This window comes from Stackebrandtia nassauensis DSM 44728 (assembly GCF_000024545.1).
Classification (GTDB): domain Bacteria; phylum Actinomycetota; class Actinomycetes; order Mycobacteriales; family Micromonosporaceae; genus Stackebrandtia; species Stackebrandtia nassauensis.
Window position 1 is genome coordinate 3,524,965 of record NC_013947.1, and the last position, 16,332, is coordinate 3,541,296.

General features: G+C 67.5%; 10 protein-coding genes. 5 read left to right on the forward strand and 5 right to left on the reverse strand.

The genetic code is table 11. From position 1 onward, the window contains the following. Positions 1–68 precede the first annotated feature (68 nt). Positions 69–917 carry a glycoside hydrolase family 16 protein gene (locus tag SNAS_RS35180; protein ID WP_013018568.1) on the forward strand — a complete coding sequence of 283 codons (849 nt, stop codon included), beginning with the start codon at positions 69–71 and terminating at the stop codon, positions 915–917. Continuing rightward, positions 914–3,991, forward strand: coding sequence for an AfsR/SARP family transcriptional regulator (locus SNAS_RS16430; protein ID WP_013018569.1), 3,078 nt, complete (start codon positions 914–916; stop codon positions 3,989–3,991). Before SNAS_RS35180 ends, SNAS_RS16430 begins: the two co-directional genes overlap by 4 nt. Positions 3,992–4,185: 194 nt before the next feature. Here SNAS_RS16430 and SNAS_RS16435 read toward each other — a convergent pair whose 3' ends face one another. Genes SNAS_RS16435 through SNAS_RS16450 form a run of 4 tightly spaced genes read right to left on the reverse strand, consistent with a single transcriptional unit; the run spans position 4,186 to position 9,078 of the window. After that, positions 4,186–5,451 (reverse strand): hypothetical protein, encoded by a 1,266-nt coding sequence (locus SNAS_RS16435; RefSeq protein ID WP_013018570.1) that lies wholly within the window; start codon positions 5,449–5,451, stop codon positions 4,186–4,188. A gap of 35 nt (positions 5,452–5,486) precedes the next feature. Beyond that, positions 5,487–6,938, reverse strand: coding sequence for a polysaccharide lyase 6 family protein (locus tag SNAS_RS16440; protein ID WP_013018571.1), 1,452 nt, complete (start codon positions 6,936–6,938; stop codon positions 5,487–5,489). Between the two features lie 13 nt (positions 6,939–6,951). Further along, positions 6,952–8,289, reverse strand: coding sequence for a right-handed parallel beta-helix repeat-containing protein (locus tag SNAS_RS16445; protein ID WP_013018572.1), 1,338 nt, complete (start codon positions 8,287–8,289; stop codon positions 6,952–6,954). 12 nt (positions 8,290–8,301) lie between these two features. Beyond that, positions 8,302–9,078 (reverse strand): polysaccharide lyase family 7 protein, encoded by a 777-nt coding sequence (locus tag SNAS_RS16450; protein ID WP_013018573.1) that lies wholly within the window; start codon positions 9,076–9,078, stop codon positions 8,302–8,304. 193 nt (positions 9,079–9,271) lie between these two features. On the opposite strand from SNAS_RS16450, the gene SNAS_RS16455 reads away from it, so the two are divergent. Then, positions 9,272–11,434 carry a hypothetical protein gene (locus tag SNAS_RS16455; RefSeq protein ID WP_144300521.1) on the forward strand — a complete coding sequence of 721 codons (2,163 nt, stop codon included), beginning with the start codon at positions 9,272–9,274 and terminating at the stop codon, positions 11,432–11,434. Between the two features lie 17 nt (positions 11,435–11,451). Here SNAS_RS16455 and SNAS_RS16460 read toward each other — a convergent pair whose 3' ends face one another. Then, positions 11,452–14,157, reverse strand: coding sequence for an ATP-binding protein (locus SNAS_RS16460; protein ID WP_052305027.1), 2,706 nt, complete (start codon positions 14,155–14,157; stop codon positions 11,452–11,454). Positions 14,158–14,248: 91 nt separating this feature from the next. On the opposite strand from SNAS_RS16460, the gene SNAS_RS16465 reads away from it, so the two are divergent. Together SNAS_RS16465 and SNAS_RS16470 are read left to right on the forward strand one after the other, a co-directional pair. Further along, positions 14,249–15,595: an FAD-binding oxidoreductase gene (locus tag SNAS_RS16465; protein WP_013018576.1), complete on the forward strand. Its 1,347-nt coding sequence runs from the start codon at positions 14,249–14,251 to the stop codon at positions 15,593–15,595. A 34-nt stretch (positions 15,596–15,629) separates the two neighbouring features. Further along, on the forward strand, positions 15,630–16,187 hold the full coding sequence (locus SNAS_RS16470) for a dihydrofolate reductase family protein (protein ID WP_013018577.1): 558 nt from the start codon (positions 15,630–15,632) through the stop codon (positions 16,185–16,187). Positions 16,188–16,332: the final 145 nt, after the last annotated feature.

Here is a 16,332-nt window from a genome sequence, read left to right on the forward strand (position 1 = left end):
CCTTGCCCCGGTACCCACCACCTGGTATACCGGTATACCTGTTGCCGGACAAGGCCTGAGGAGTACCAGTGAGATCCAAAGCCATCACGATCGCGACAGTCGCACTCGCCACCGCCGTCGTCGGCACCCTCGCCGTCACCGTTCCGGGGCTGGCCAGCGGCACCCCGGTGTCCGACAAGCGATCCGACACCGCCGCCGAAGCCCTCGACTGGGGCGACCCGATTCCCGAGCACTCCGACGAGTTCGACTACGGCAGCCCCGACTCACCCGCCGTCCCCGACCAGTCGAAGTGGAGTCTCGCGGGCGGCGGCGAGGGACAGTGCTGGGAAGGCCACGCGGGCAACGGAAGACGCTGCGACAAGAACACCCGCGTCCACGGTGGCATGCTGCGCATGGTCGGCGAGGCCAACGGCGACTCCGGCTGGCTGGGCTCGCAGTTCAGCCGCCAGTACGGACGCTACGAGGCCCGCGTCCGCTCCACCAACACCGAGCCCCCCGGCGACCGGCAGTACCACCCGCTGCTGATCATCTGGCCCGAGTCCGACGAGTGGCCGCAGGGCGGCGAATACGACTACCTGGAGAACAGCTCCCCCGGCGAGGACTGCGCCGAATCGTTCATCCACTATCCACACGACCCCGAAGCCGACGTCCAGCAGGAGTTCACCGAGGAGACCGACTGTGGTGAGCCACTGACCGAATGGCATAACATCGGTTTCGAATGGACGCCGGACCACGTCGCCGGGTTCATCGACGGCAAGGAATGGTTCCGCTACTCCGGTGGTGAGAACGACATCCGCGAATGCATCCAGTGCATGGATTCCGGATACCAGACCTTCCAGCTCGACAACTTCCACGGCGACGACATGACCCCGGCCGAATACGAGATCGACTGGTACCGGGAGTACGCCGCGCCGTGACCGACACCGCCAGCCGCAGCCGGAACGAGCCCGACGCGACGCCCACCCCGGCGTCCGGCGGCGACACCGGCTTCCGGCTGCTGGGCCCACTCGAGGTGACCCACCACGGCGAGGTCCTCGAGGTTCCGCCCGGACGGCAGCAGGCGCTGCTCGCGGCACTGCTGCTGCGGCCGGGCGAGATCGTGTCGGCACCGACGCTCATCGAGCAGGTCTGGGGCGGCGACGCCGATCGCACCGTCCTCAACGTGTGCGTGATGCGACTGCGACGGTCCCTCAAGGACCCCAACCGCGAACTGGTTCGCGCCGAGGGCAACGGTTACCGCATCGCGGCCGCACCCGACACCGTCGATCTGCACCGGTTCCGGAAACTGTGCGAGCGGGCCGGAACGGCCCGCGACCGAGGCGACCCCGCGGCCGAACGCGACGCCCTCCACCAGGCACTCGCGTTGTGGCGCGGCGACGCCCTGTCCGGGATCGCCTCGTCGGTGCTGCAAGCCGAGGTCGTGCCGATCCTCGAAGAGGAGCGGCTGGCCGCGACCGAACGACGCGTGGACGCCGACCTCGACGGCGAGGCCCACGCCGAGGTGATCGGCGAACTGCGCCAGCTGGTCGCCGATCACCCGTTCCGGGAACGGTTCTGGTGCCAGCTGCTGCTGGCCCTGTACCGGTCGGGCCGCCAGTCCGAGGCGCTGGACGCCTACCGCACGGCACGGGAACGACTCGCCGACGAGCTCGGCATCGAGCCGAGCCAGGAGTTGCGCGAGCTCCACCACCGCATCCTCACTTCCGATCCGACGCTGCTGACGCCCCGGCCCGCCGAGCCGTCGGTCCCACGTGTCGTCCCGGCCCAACTGCCCCCCGCCACAGCCGGATTCAGCGGCCGCAGAGACCAACTGCGGCAGCTGGATCGCCTACTTGACGACACCGAACCCGCACCAACCACATTGATCACCGGGCCGCCGGGAGCCGGTAAGACGACCCTGGCGGTGCACTGGGCCGGTCGCCACCGTGACCGGTGGCCCGACGGTCAGCTCTACATCGACCTGCGCGGATACGGGCCCGAGCCGTTGGTCCAGCCGATCGAGGCCCTGGCGTACTTCCTGCGCGCGATCGGACTGCCTACCGACCAGGTGCCACCTCAGCAGGCGGAGGCGTCGGCTTTGTTCCGGTCACGGATCGCCGGCCGCAGGCTGCTGATCGTGCTCGACAATGCCGCCACCGTCGATCAAGTGCGTCCACTGCTGCCCGGCGGTGGCGACTGTCTGGCCATAGTGACCAGCCGAGACCGGTTGACCGGCCTGGTCGCCAAGGAGGGCGCCCGTGTCCTGAGTGTCGACGTGATGGCCGACGCCGAAGCCCAGACACTGCTGTCCGATGCCGTCGGTGACGCCCGGCTCGCCGCCGAACCCGATGCGGCCGCCGCACTGGCACGCCTGTGTGGCAACCTGCCGCTGGCGCTGCGGATCACGGCCGCAGACCTGATCAACCATCCACAGCGGAGTCTCACCCGGCACGTGGACCGGCTGCGCACCGGCAACCGCCTGGACGCGCTTCAGGTCGCCGACGACGACGGTACCGCGGTGCGAGCGGCCTTCCGATCCTCCTACGCTCGACTGCCCGAACCAGTGAGGCGACTGTTCCGGTTGCTGGGACTGTTCCCCGGTTCGGAGATCGGCCTGGAGTCCGCCGCCTCGCTGGCGGGCGTCGAGGCCGCCGCGACCGAACCGCTGCTGGATCGTCTGATCTCCGCCCATCTGGTGACGCCGCGGGGAGCCGAACGGTTCGCGTTGCACGATCTGCTGCGCTTGTTCGCCCAGGAGCTGGGGCAGGAGGAGGACGCCGACGCCGAACGCGAGGCCGCCACGCGGCGGCTCTACGACCACTATTCACGCGTCGCCGTCGCCGCGGCGAATCGGATGTACTCGTTCGTGGTGACGCTGCCGTTGTCGGAGGAGGCGGCGAGGATCCCGGTGAGCTTCGACGACGACACCACGGCGTCGGCATGGTTCGACACCGAACACCCCAACCTCGTCGCACTGGTTCGGTACGCCGCCGATCGCGGCGACCACCTCGACGCCTGCCGGCTGGCCGCCACGATGCAAAGCTATCTGCACAGCAAGATGCACGCCGTCGACTGGCTCAACGTCGCTCGCGCCTATCTGTTCGCCGCCCGCCAGATTGTGGATTTCAGGGCCCAGATCCTGGCTCATCTGAGCTTGGCCAACCTGCACCGCTCCCGCGCTCAGCGTAACGCCGCCATCAAACACTTCGAGCAGGCGCTGGCGTTGAGCCGTCACAGCGGCTGGGTCGACGGACAGTCCATAACCCACAACAATCTCAGTGGTGTCTACGACTACGAGGGAAAACTGCGACTGACGGTTCATCACCTGCATCAGGCGCTGGAACTGCGCTCGCCAACGCGGGACATCACGTCGAAGGCGGTCGTTCTCAGCAACCTCGGCAGGGCGTTGCTGCGGTTGGGGCACGTGGAGGACGCGGTCGACCACCTGGAACGTGCGACGAACATTCACCAACGGCGCGGTGCCAGGGTGAGCGAGTCCCGCAGCCGCGCCAGTCTCGGCGAGGCACTGTGCGAGCTGGGACAGCACCACCGTGCGCTGGCATTGCTGAACCACGCGGTAGCGGTGCAACGGGAGCTGGACGACAGAATGTTCCTACCCAACACCCTGTGCCGACTGGCGAACGCCCACCTCGACGTCGGCCAGACCGATCTCGCCGCCGAACTGGTGCCGACCGCGATGGCACTGGTACGCGAAACCGGACATCGCCGTTCAGAGGCATGGGTCACCTACGTGACCGCCCGGGTGCATGAGCACACCGGCTGCCCTGATGCCGCGCTCGATGGCTACGCCCAGGCGCTACGGCTGAGCCGGGAACGCGGTAACGGATATCTTCAGGTGCAGGCGATGATCGGCATGAGCTCCGCCCATCACCAACTCGGTCAGCGGGAGTCGGCCCGCCGCTGTATCGACAAGGCCCTCGCGAGAGCTCGCCGTTTCGAGTACGCGCTTCTGGAACGACAGGCCGAGGCCGTCCGGGTCGCCCTGAGCTGACCGTCCACAACACCCCATAGTGGAAGCTGTGGTCCCGTTGACCGGGAAACGGTTGTTGGCGCTGACGTGGAGCGGGAACGGATTCACCGACGCACCGACCGGGTCCTCGGGAATCGCCGTTCCCGACGCTCTGGCATCCGGTCCCGACACCATCAGCCAGAGCGCCTCCGCCAGCGCCAACAACCGTGTCTTCATCAGTCCTCCGACTCGGAGGCCGATGAGTAAACGACGCTCTTCAAGTGCTCCAGCACACCGGCGGTGAAGTTCTCCATCAGTTCCTCACCGCTGCCGTTGACACCAGGATCCGGTCCCAACGCGTAGTCGAACTTGGTCGACCCGCAGTCGTCGTGGTAGCGGCACGGGATGTACTGGTTCCACTGGTTGAGCATGTAACCCCAGCTGGCGCCGGTGGCAACCATCGCGTCGATCGACTTCTTGTCCTCGTCGAACGTGTCGTCGGTGTACTCACCCTTGGTGTTGTCGGTCTCGTTGAGCACGATCGGACGGTCGTAGTCGCCCTGCTGGTCGGCGACCGCGTCGGCGCAGCCCTGGGCGTCCTTGCCGTTGCAGTGAACGAACGACAGGTCAGCGGCATCGGCGGCCGGGCCCTGCAGGATCGATGCGTCCCCGTAACGGGAAGCGCTGACGGCCAGCCGGAAGGCGGCGTTGTCGAAACGGGACTGCGCGAGCTTGATCAGCTCGGCCATGCCCTCGTCGGAGGAGATGATGTCGGGGTAGTCGTCATCGTTGTGCTCGTTGGCGATCTCGATGACGACGTTGCGGTAGTCGTTGTCGATCAGCCAGTCCGTCACGTTCGTGGTCGCCTTACGCACCGCGTCCTCATCGTCGAAGACCCCGGTCTGGCGGAAGTAGAAGTACCCCAGGACCACCACCATGTTCCGTTCGGCGTGGGCTTCGATCACCTTGCCGAGCCGGTCCATCCATTCGGGCCGCAGCGAACCGTCACTGTTGAACGCCGGGTTCGTCGCGTCGAAGTTGGGGTTGCCGCCCTGCAGGTTGACGTCGGTGGCCAACAGCCCGTTCGCCTTGTAGGAGTCCAGGTTCGCGATGAACTGGTCGGTGTTGGACTGCGGGTCGAAGTCCGGGTCGTGGTCGTGAACGTTGCCGCTCTCGTCGTCGAAGACAGCGTTGGCGGACCGCAGGTTCGGCAACGTGCCGCGAACGGCTTCGGAGAAGTCCTCCCCCTGCCAGCCGGGCGTGTAGGTCAGCTCCCACTCGCCTTCGCCTTGCCGCACATAGAACTTGTCCGGTTCGTAGTCGGCACCGATGAGGTGCCCCGGCAGGACGTGCACCTGACCCTGCCGGGACGAATTCGGTTCGCCGGTCGACTCGCCTTGCGCGGGGATCGCGCTCATGGCGCCCACCAGGGCGGCCGCGAGTACGGCGAACATCCAGTACCGGGTGATGCCACGGCGCCAACGCTTCTGTGGCTTGTGCACTTCGGGCTCCTTTGTCGCTGGTTCTCGGATTCGGGCTACGGGGCGTCGGGGCCGACGTCGCCGGGGCTGAGCGGGTGGCGGGTGACGTCGGCCGTGGACCGCTCGTCGGCGCCGGTGTCGGGCTTGTCGTCGCGGTCCTGGCCGTCCATGTCGTCGGTGACGAACTCGTGTGTGGCGCTGGCGGCGTCGATCGCCGGGCTGTTCTCGCCGAGCCGGTACAGGCCGTCGGCGTCGGTCAGCCGGGGGTCGGTCACGGCGATGGCGTCCTCGGGTGCGTCGACGCCCACAGTGGCCGTGCCGGTCGGCCAGGCGATGTTGCCCTGGTACGTGTGGTTCTTGGGAGTCTTGAGTTCGTTGAACAGCTTGCCCTCGCCGCCGGTCACCACGTTGTCGGCGACGATCGAGTCGGCCGGGGCGTGCTCGTAGTTGGCGCCGATCTCGATATTGGACACGTTGTCGACGAAGGTGTTGTGCACGACGGTGGCCCGGTAGACCCGGAAGTGCGAGTCCAGGGAGCCGTCGGTGTCCACGTCACCGCCGTCGAGTTGCAGGGCGGCGTCGTAGCCGGTGCCGGTCAGGCCCTGGAAGTAGTTGTCGAAGATCCGGTGGTCCTGCCCGTACACCCTGATGCCGCCCGAGCCCTCCTCCCCCTCGCCGAGGAAGAAGTTGCCGTACAGCTGGCCGCGATTGCCGTGCCGCTGCACCAAAGCGCCCTGCGAGGAGCGGAAGGTGTTGTAGCGGACGATGTTGTCGTTGCTCTTGACCGACACGATCTCCGGGTCACCGTCGCAGTTCTCGAACAGATTGTTCTCCACAATGGTGTTGCCGCTGGATTCGGAGATGGAGCTCTGGCCGATCCGCACCGCCTCCATCTCGTTCTCGGCGCGGGGACCGATGTCGTGGAAGTGGTTGTGGTCGATACGGTCGTGCTGGGACTGCTCGGTCTCGGATCCGTCGATCGTGACGAAGTTGCCCAGCTGGTGTTTCTCGCCGAAGTCGTTGTGGTCGACGCGGTTGTGGTGACTGTCGGCGCCCTGGATGATGACCCACTTCAGCGACTCCTCCTCGGCCAGCCGGAACACGTTGCGGGTCAGCCGGACGTTGTTCGAGCTGGTGAGTTTCAGCGTGTCACTGTTGGTCCATGTCAGACCCTCGAAGGTCACATAGGACGACTTGTCGACCTCCAGCTGCCCCTCGTTGATCACGGCCTGGCCACGGTTCTTCGCCACCACGGTGATCGGCGCGTCCTTCGTGCCGTGCTTGCCGGTCATGCCGTCGATGGCGTACTCGCCGTCGGCCAGCACGATCTCGTCCCCGGCCTTCGCGGCGGACATCGCCGCGGCCAACTGCTCGGAGTCACCCACGTCGATGACGCGGCGCGGGTTCGCCTCGTCGGCCTGTCCGATCGCCTGCGGCAGTGCCACCGCCGCGACGACGACCAGTGCCGAGGCGACGGCCGTCGCCGCCAGGCGTGCGTGTGCCTTCATGGTTCTCCTTCGGCTATGCGAACTCGAACGGTCCGATGTCGATGGTCGCGCCACGGACGCGGGCCGCGCCGTCGACGTCCTCATGGAAGTCCGAACTGTTGGGCTGCGAACCTTCGTCGATGATGTCGCCCGCCAGCTGGGACCGGTCCCGGAACACGGTGAAGTCGTCCGGGTTGATCGCCAGCACCGGAGCATCGGGGTTGCCCTCGAACTCCTCCCAGTCGTCGGCGATCGTGGGGTCGGTGACCTCGATGTTGTCGGTGTCGTCGATCAGCGCTTCCTTGCTGCCGTCGGCGAAGACCGATCCGCCCGCCGTGGCCAGGATGTTGTTGCGCAGCTTGATGTCGGTGGTCTCCAGGCCGTCGACCGTGCTGTGGAACGTGATCACGTGTCCGTCGACGCCGCCGCACAGGATGTTGTTCTCGATGGTGCCGCCGGTGACGCTTCCCAGCTCGATGTTCTGGCTGCCGAACGATTCGCAGACGTTGCCGCGGAAGGTGTAGTCGCGGACGTCGGCACTCGGACGGTGCTCGTTCTGCATGATCAGGCACTGGCCTGACACCCGGACGCAGTAGTTGTTCTCGACGGTGACGCCGTAGGACTCGTCGGTGCGGCTGGAGTGCTGGTAGTTCTGGATGCAGTCGGCGTGCGGTTCACCCTCCCCCTTGTTGACGTTCAGGTCGTGGATGTAGTTGTTGCGGATCAGGTGGCCGGTGCCCCAGATCCGCATGCCGTCGACGTCGTCGTTGCCCTCGTCGGACCACAGGTCGTAGATGTTGTTCCACTCGACGGTGATGTCGGAGCCGCCCCACAGGTAGACGCCGAAGTTGTTGGTCTGGGTGACCGAGTTGCGGGAGATCAGGACGTCACTGGCGCATTCGTCGGCGTCGCAGGCGATCGCGTAGTGGATGTGTTTGCCGTTGACGAGGTTGTTGACGATCTCGTGGCCGGTTCCGGAGAACTTGATGCCCGTGGACGGGTCGTCCAGTTCGTCACCGACGACGGTGAAACCGTCGATCGTCGCGCCGTCGCCGGACACGACGATGTTCCGCAGTTTCACGATCCCGTTGGCGCGAACCGTGACCGCATTGTCGACGTTCAACGTGGAGTCCGAGTGGTCGCCGGGTTTGACGCACACGACATCGCCATCCGCGGCGTCGTCGACGGCCGACTGCGGGTCCTCGTCGGTGCTGACGGTGCAATCGCCGGTCTCGGGATTGCCGTTGCCATCGGTGCCGTACTTCGGACGGTCCGCGGTCTCCGCGTCGTCGGCCGAAGCGGCCACCGTCACCCCGGCAACGGTCAGCGCCAGGGTCACGCCGATCAAGGCGGTCACGATTCGCTTATTCATCGGGCGGTCCTGTCAGTCCTCGTGGGTGACCTGGATGTCGTAGATGTGGACCTCGCCGTAGTTGGTCTCGTCGCACGGATCCGAGGGGCTGTCGCAGTTGGCCTGCGTGTAGGCACCGGCCTTGAAGTACCCGGCGTCGAAGTCGGCGGGCAGCGTGGTCTGCAGTTCCCCGTTGTAGTACGCCTTGATCTCGCCGTCGCTGACGACGAACTTCGCCTCGAAGCGGGTGCCCAGCTCGTAGTCGTCGGTGATCAGGTGATGGTCACTGGTGTCGCCGTCGGTGACGTACAACTTGGTGCCCTCCAGGCGGAACACCGACACGTCGTCGTCACCGCCGTGGATCTGCCCGGCCACGACGTCGGGCTTGTCGTTGGGCACCTGGGTGATCGCCTCGTCGATGACCATCGTGTGGGTCCCCGACTCACCCGACCACTCCGTCTCGTCCGAGCCGTCCTCGTTCATCTCCCGCAGCTCCGAACGCGGGTACTTCGACCCACCGGTGGTCACCCCGTCCACGGCCGACCGGAACTGGACCCCCGAGCAGTCTTCCAGCGGCGTGAACCACGGATCCATCTCGAACTCCGCCAGCTCGGGCTGCTTGATCTCGGTGGGCTCCTCGTCCTCCCCCACCGGCAGCGTCACCTTCCAGCTCTTCAGGTCCAGCACCTGTGCCGGGTAGGTGCAGTCGTCCTCGGCCAGCGCACTGGTGGCCGGTATCGCGATGGCCAGCGCACCGACCAGGGTTGCCGAACCGAGCACGACGGTTGTCGTGCGGTTGAAGCGTCGCATGGAGAAGTCCCTTCTGGGCGGGTGTCGATTCGACGCCGACGCTACGAACCACCGATAACACGGCGATAACACGACCACCAAAACGTCCACTGTGAAGTTTGGTTATCGCGGTGTTATCGCGAGTTCCTAGCGTGATGGCCAAGCACTAGCGAGAGGGAACACCGTCGTGGTCACCTATGCCCAACTGACCGCCATGAACACTTCCAAGCTCACCTCCGCCGCCCAGGCCAGCGCGGACTTCGGGACCGCCATGACACGGCAGGGCGAGGCGGTGCAGACCGCCGCCGACATTCCCGCCGGAATGTGGGCCGGTGGCGACGCCAACGCCGCGGGCGGCATGTTGGCCGCGTTGCCGGGTCCGCTGTACGACCTGTCCGACTCGGCCAAACGCGGCAAGGCGACACTCGACGATCTGGCGACCGGAGTCAACAAGGCCAAGGCACACCTACAGGGGGCATACGACGCCATCAAGGGCACCGGCATCACCATCCAGCCGGACGGCACCGTGGTCACGCCGGTGGTCACCGATCCGGCGGTGGCCGCCGAGAACGACCGCAAGGCCCAGGACGCGCGGGCCATCATCGACGAGGCGTTGAAGATGGCCGCCGACGCCGACACCACGGCGACGGAGCAGCTGAACGCGCTGTCGGGCCAGGTGAACGCTTCCTATATGGAGATTCCCGGGAAACAGCAGGATCTGGGCCGGGCCAAGGACCTCCTGAGCACCCCGAAGAACCAGGTCAAACCCGAAACCGCGCAGGAACTCAACGACATCCTGTCGCGCAACAACAATCCCGAGTTCAACCGGCAGCTCATGGAACAGCTCGGGCCCAAGGGTCTGATCGACGGCAGCGGGCGGTTCTCGGAGGCGGGCGCGAATCTGGCGCAGAACGGTGACACCGCCGGAGCGGACAAGTTCAGGGAAACGCAGCGCCTGCTGGGAGAGTCGCTGGCGTCGGCGTCACAGAACGGCGGGCTGACTCCGCAGTGGACGCAGGAGTTGATGAACCAGGGTGCCAAACCCATGGAGGGCAACCCGCAGAACATCGGCTACGAAGCTCTGGCTCCGCTGCTGGAACACGGCAAGTACGACCCGAGTTTCCTGACCCCGGTGGCCGAGCACGTCACCAGGCTGGACAACTCCTCCGGGCTCGGGAACCCGTCCGCTGGCCCCGGCGCGAGCGTGAGCGGGCTCGACAGCAACCCGTTCGTCATCGACGGAAAGGCGGACCACGAAGCGCCGGTCAGCAATCCGCTCAACTCGGTGATGACCGCGCTGGACCACAGCCCCGAAGCGGCGTCGGACTACTTCACCGGCAACAACGACGAGCACGGCCTGAAATACAACGACGCCTTCGGCAAACCGCTCGCGCCGATCGAGGGACCGACCGACAACCCCAACATCGACTACGCCCTGGATCGTGTCACGGGTCAGGAGCCCGGCGACCCCTTGGACGTCAACCGTGTCGGCAACGCGTTGGAGGCCGCAGCCACCGGGGTGCCCTCCGACACGCCCGCCGACGCACCGCGTCCGCCTCGGACCGAGGAAATGGTGAACATCGCCGAGCACCTCGTCAACCGCTTCGGCGGTGAAGGCGACGGCGACATGGACCTCATCCCGGGCGGCAAGCTCGAGAACATGGCCGACAACATGACCGATATCGCCTCCACGTACATGCCCGAGATCCACAACTCCTTCCTGAACCCGCTGTCCGGGGACGCGAAGCTGTACCCGGAAGGCGCCATGGCGGAGTTCAAGGACGAGGACGCCACCGCCGGACTGTTGCACGCCCTCGGCCGACACGAGGATTCGTTCCACCAGCTCATGGGCGCCAGCAACGACATCCGCGATGTCGTGCTCGCGCAGGAGTACCAGCAGAACGGCCCGGAGGGCAGCTGGGTGCAGGAGGCGCTGCAACCCGGTTCGACCATCGCCAACATACTCACCGATGCCCAGGTGGAAGCCGGTGTGCACGACGCGGCGGAGTCCGACAAGTCGGCCAACGATCTGACCCAGCTGGGCGTCAGCGGCGGCAAGATCGCGACCAGCGCCATTCCGTTCGGGGGCGCCCTCATCGGCGAGATCCTCGACCAGGTCAAGAACGACGCGCAGGTCGATTCCACGGAACAGGCGCTGTACGACGGGAACGTGGAACGGACGGACGTGTACGACGCGCAACTTGTACGCGAGAAGGCCGCCATCGAGCACCTTGTCAACCAGGACGGTGTCGTCACCGAGGCCGAGAAGACGCTGTTGAGGAATGTGGACGGCGAGATCAATGACGCCTGGTCGGCTGGCGAGAACGAGGTGGCGCAACGCAAGGTTGACGGTATGGGCGCACCGGGTGGCAAGTAGCCCGCGGCAGTTGTGTCCTATTCGGACATCAGTGCCAGCTCGCGGCGTCCTTCGTCGACCTTGTCGGGCAACAGCAGCAACGTGGTGGCCCTCTCGAAGCGCGCCCCGATCCGCTCCCACCCTCGCACGGCTTTGTGGAGCGCGACCTCGTCGGCGTGCCACCGCCCCGCGCAACGGTCCAGACATGCTGTGGCCCAGTCGTTCTCGACGGCCGCATGACGTGCCTGGGCCAGTCGCTGCGCCGCGTCCGGCAGCCCTGCGACGATCGCCAGCTCCGCCCCCGCCGCCCGAGCGTACGGCCGATACCAGTCCTGCGGCGGAGACTCCGCGAACGCCCGCTCCACCATCTCGGCGGCGTCGCCGAGCGCATCGGTGTGCACCGCGACCCGAGCGTCGACGAATGCCGCGAACGAAGCCAGATACCGCAGCGACACCGGCCGCGCCACCTGTTCCGCCCGCTCCCGCCACAGCCGGTACTGCTCCGCGTCCCCCAACAGCCCGTGCGCCAACGCGATCGCGGCCACCGCCGGTGACATCCACGCCAGCGGACTCGCCGCGCGCACGCACGCGTCCCACAACACCGGCGCCTGTTGAAGCGCACCGCTCAGGTCACCGCTGAGCACCAGCGGCGGAATCGACGCCTGAAACGCGACATAGGACTGACGGCCGATCAGATCGTCCGCGAGCGCCGACCGGGCCGCCTTCAACGCGGCGGGCAGGTCCCCGGCGGCGACCGCGCAACCCGATGCCATGTGATAGGTGTCGGTGATCTCCGGCGCGCTGTAGGGGTCGTTGCGCGGCATCTCGGACAGCAAGGCGACCCGGCGCGAACCGATGCGATGCGCTTCCCGAAACCGCCCCGTGGTCAGCGCGGCGATGCACGCCGCGTCCAGTGCCGCACTGATCAGCACCGGATCGCCTGTGGCCGTAGCGGTTTCGATCGCCTCGTCGAGCAGTTCCGGATCGGGCAAGACCTTCTCGTCCCGGGCGCTCCATGCCTCGGCCGCCGCCAGGTGCGCGGCCACCAGGGGATCGGCGCGATCACCGACGGTCTTGGCCCGGTCGAGCAGCTCCCGCAGGCTCTCGCCGGAGATCTCGGTACTGAAGCCGCCCGGGTGCCGGTTGGCGGTGACCACGGCGAACGCCAACGCGATCGCCTCGGCACGCGGATCACCAGCGGCGCGGGCCTTCTCCGCCGACGCCAGCAGCAGATCGTACGACCGTCCAGTGTCGATATACGCGTGCGCGGCGTCGGCGGCGTTGCGTAGATCCTCGGCCGCTTCCCCTGGGTCCTCGGCGAAGCGCGCCGCCGCGCAGAAATGATCCGGCGTCTCGGGTAGGAACCGACGCGCGTAGGTCAGCCAACCCAGCGACCGCGCGAGTCGGTGCGGCACTTCGGAAGGCGTCTCAGCCGCGGCGGCCACCGCGGCGCGTAGGTCGTCGGCGACCGCGTCGAACTCGTCCCGCCATTCCCCGTCCAACCGGGTCACCAGATCGGCGGCCAGCTCCGCCGCCCACCGCAGGTGGCGTTCTCGCACCTCGGGTTCATCGCCGCTGTCGGCGAGTTTCCCGACGGCATAGCCGCGAATCGTCGACAGCAGCCGCCATCGACCCGACCGGTGCTCGACCAGGCTCTTCTCCACCAAACGCCCCAGCACATCGGCGACCGCGCCGCGAGTCCCGGTCGCGACGGCCACAGCCGCGTCCAGGTCGAAGCCACCGACGAAGACCGCCAGTCGGCACAGCAACGCGCGTTCGTCATCGTCCAGCAGGTGGAAGCTCCAGCTGATCACCGCGCGCAGCGACCGGTGGCGTTCGTCGGGATCGCGGCCGCCGTCCAGCAACCGCAGCGCGTCGTCCAGCGCGTCCAGCAGCCCGGCCGCGCCCAGCGAAACGCTGCGGGCCGCGGCCAGTTCGATCGCCAGCGGCAGGCCGTCCAGCCGGGCGCAGATCTCGGCCACCACGGTCGGATCGGCGGCGAAGCCGGGGTCGGCGGCCAGCGCTCGGTCGTGGAACAGTTGCTGGGCTTCGGATTCCAGTCGCAGCGCCGGTACCGGGATGGCGCGCTCACCGGCCAGGCGCAGTCGTTCCCGGCTCGTGGTGAGCACCGTGGTGTCCGGGCAGCTGGACAGCACCCGCTCGGCGAACCCGGCGGCCGAGTCCATCAGGTGCTCGCAGTTGTCGAGGACGAGCAGTCCCCGGCCCCGGCGCAGGTGCTGACAGATCGCGTCCTCAAGCGACTGTCCCGGCCGGGAGACGACGCCCAGCGCGGTCGCCACCGCCTGCGCGACGAACCCGTCCCGCACCGGCACCAGGTCGACGAACGCCCCGCCCTGCGGGAAGTCCGGTGCCGCCGCCGCGCTCACCTCGGCCGCGAGTCGGGTCTTGCCCACGCCGCCCGGCCCCAGCAGCGTCACCAAGCGCGCTTCGGACAGCGAGGCCAGTACCTGCTCGCGTTCCGGGGCCCGGCCGACGAAGCTGGTGCGCGCGGTGGGCAGCCCCGCCAGCAGCGCCGGTGTCGGCGAGCCCGGCTGCGACAGTTCGGTCAGCGCCCAGCGATCGGTGACCCCGAACTTGCGCAGCAGCGACGAGACGTGGCTTTCCACCGTGCGCACCGAGATCCGCAACCGGTGCGCGATCTGCGCGTTCGACAGCTTCGCGCCCAGCGCGGCGAGCACCTCCGTCTCACGGTTGGACAGGTGCGGGATTCGGGGCGCGGTCACCGCGCCATTATGCCCGGCATCCGTGGTTTTTCCGTGCCGCTTCAGTGTCGGCACGGATGCCGGACGCGCGTCGGGCGAACAGACTCGGCTCATGACGAACAGCACGCGAACCGAGCTTTCGGACGGCGACCTGATCAAGCCGGGCGACGCCGCCTACGACGAAGCCCGCACGGTCTGGAACGCGATGGTCGACCGGCGGCCCCGGGCGATAGTGCGCTGCCGCGACGCCGCCGAGGTGGCCGCCGCCGTGCGCTACGCCCGCGAACACGACCTGGAGATCGGCGTCCGCTGCGGCGGGCACAGTATCGTCGGCCACGCGGTTCCCGACGGCGGCCTCATGATCGACCTGCGGTCGATGTCGGCGGTGAGCGTCGACCCGTCGCGCCGGATCGCCCACGTCCAAGGCGGAGCCATGCTCGGCGCCCTCGACGCGGCGGCCCAGCGGCACGGGCTGGCCACCACCGCCGGAAACGTGTCGCACACCGGCGTCGGCGGCCTGACGCTCGGCGGCGGTATGGGCTGGCTGGCCCGCAAGTACGGCCTCACCTGCGACAACGTCGAGTCCTACGAACTGGTCACCGCGACCGGCGCCCTGATCCGCGCCAGCCGGGACGAGAACCCGGAACTGTTCTGGGGTCTGCGCGGCGGTGGCGGGAACTTCGGCATCGTCACGCGGTTCGAGTTCCGGCTGCACCCGGTCGGTACCCGGGCGCTGTTGGCCGACTTCACCTTCCCGCTGTCGAGTGCCGGTCGGGTCTTGCGGGCATGGCGGGACCTGAGCCTGGACGCGCCCCGCGAGGCGACCTTCACCGCGGCCGTCGCCGACAGCGCCGATGGGCCGAGGGTGACCGCCGGGCTGGTGTGGGTCGGCGACCCCGACCGGGCCCGAGGGTTCCTGCCGACGATGCGCGCCCTGGGCAAACCGTCCTCGCACCGCGTCGAGGAGCTGTCGTACCTGCGGTTGCAGTCCATGGACGACAGCGTCGAGGGCCACGCCGTCCGTCGATACTGGAAGGGTCACTATTTCGCGGACTTCACCGACGCGGCGGTGGAGGCGTTGTGGCGACGCGGTACTCAGGACGGTCACGGTCAGCACCTGCCCTCGGTCAGTCTGCAGTCCTACGGGGGCGCGATCGCCGACGTCGCCGACGCCGATTCGGCGTTCAGTCACCGCGATGCCCGGTTCGAGTTCGTCGGCGCGTCGCGCTGGCTCGACCCGTCCGAGGACACCTCCCGGATCGCGGCCGCCCGGCGCTGCGGAGCCGCGCTCGACCAGTTCGCCAGTGGCGCCTACGTCAATACACTCGGCGACGACGGAGCCGCCGGAGTGCGCCGCGCCTTCCCGGCGGACAAGCTCGCCCGGCTCACCGCGTTGAAGGACACCTACGACCCCGACAACGTGTTCCATCTCAACCAGAACATCCGACCCAGCAACTGAAATCCACATCGAACATTCGTGAAAGGAACGACCGATGATTGACACGACACCACAAACCGCTGATGGCAAAGTGCTGTGGCACTTCTCGATGTCGCTCGACGGCTTCGTGGCGGGCCCGAACCACTCGATGAGCTGGTTGAGCCGCACCACGTCCTCGCGTCCCGGTCTGGTCGAGGAGTACATGTCGACCACCGGGGCCGTCCTGGGCGGCCGGTCCGGCTGGGACGCGACCCCCGAGGGCGTACGACCGTACAACGACTGGCAGGGACCGATCTTCATCCTCACCCACCATCCCGAGGACGCCCGCAAGGAAGAGGGCGTCACGCTCCTCAACTGCGATGTCGCCGAGGCGGTCCGCATCGGACTGGAAGCCGCCGGAGGCAAGAACCTCGAAGTGTTCTCACCGACGATCGGCGCCCAGCTGCTGGAGCGCGGCCTGATCGACGAGATCGACCTCCACATATCACCGGTGCTGCTCGGCGACGGCGTCCGGCTGTTCCACAATCCCGGCGGGCAGCCGGTCCATCTGAATCTGGTCGGCGCCGACGAACCCACCGTGGAGATCAACGTCCGCTACCGCCCACTCTCCTAGGCGCACAACGGATACTCGTAATGTTACGAAGGACCATCGCTGAACCTGTTCGACGCGGAACCCGCGGACGACGCGTCGCGCTCGTCCAACAAGAACCGGATCGCCGACGCCCTCGTCGACGGCATCGACTTGCTGGGCAAGGGAT

What these genes read in the sequence shown, in the direction of transcription:
- SNAS_RS16440 (WP_013018571.1), bottom strand. Translation starts at nt 6,938, where the DNA reads ATGAAGGCACACGCACGCCTGGCGGCGACGGCCGTCGCCTCGGCACTG.
- SNAS_RS16445 (WP_013018572.1), bottom strand. Translation starts at nt 8,289, where the DNA reads ATGAATAAGCGAATCGTGACCGCCTTGATCGGCGTGACCCTGGCGCTG.
- SNAS_RS16450 (WP_013018573.1), bottom strand. Translation starts at nt 9,078, where the DNA reads ATGCGACGCTTCAACCGCACGACAACCGTCGTGCTCGGTTCGGCAACC.
- SNAS_RS16455 (WP_144300521.1), top strand. Translation starts at nt 9,272, where the DNA reads ATGAACACTTCCAAGCTCACCTCCGCCGCCCAGGCCAGCGCGGACTTC.
- SNAS_RS16465 (WP_013018576.1), top strand. Translation starts at nt 14,249, where the DNA reads ATGACGAACAGCACGCGAACCGAGCTTTCGGACGGCGACCTGATCAAG.
- SNAS_RS16470 (WP_013018577.1), top strand. Translation starts at nt 15,630, where the DNA reads ATGATTGACACGACACCACAAACCGCTGATGGCAAAGTGCTGTGGCAC.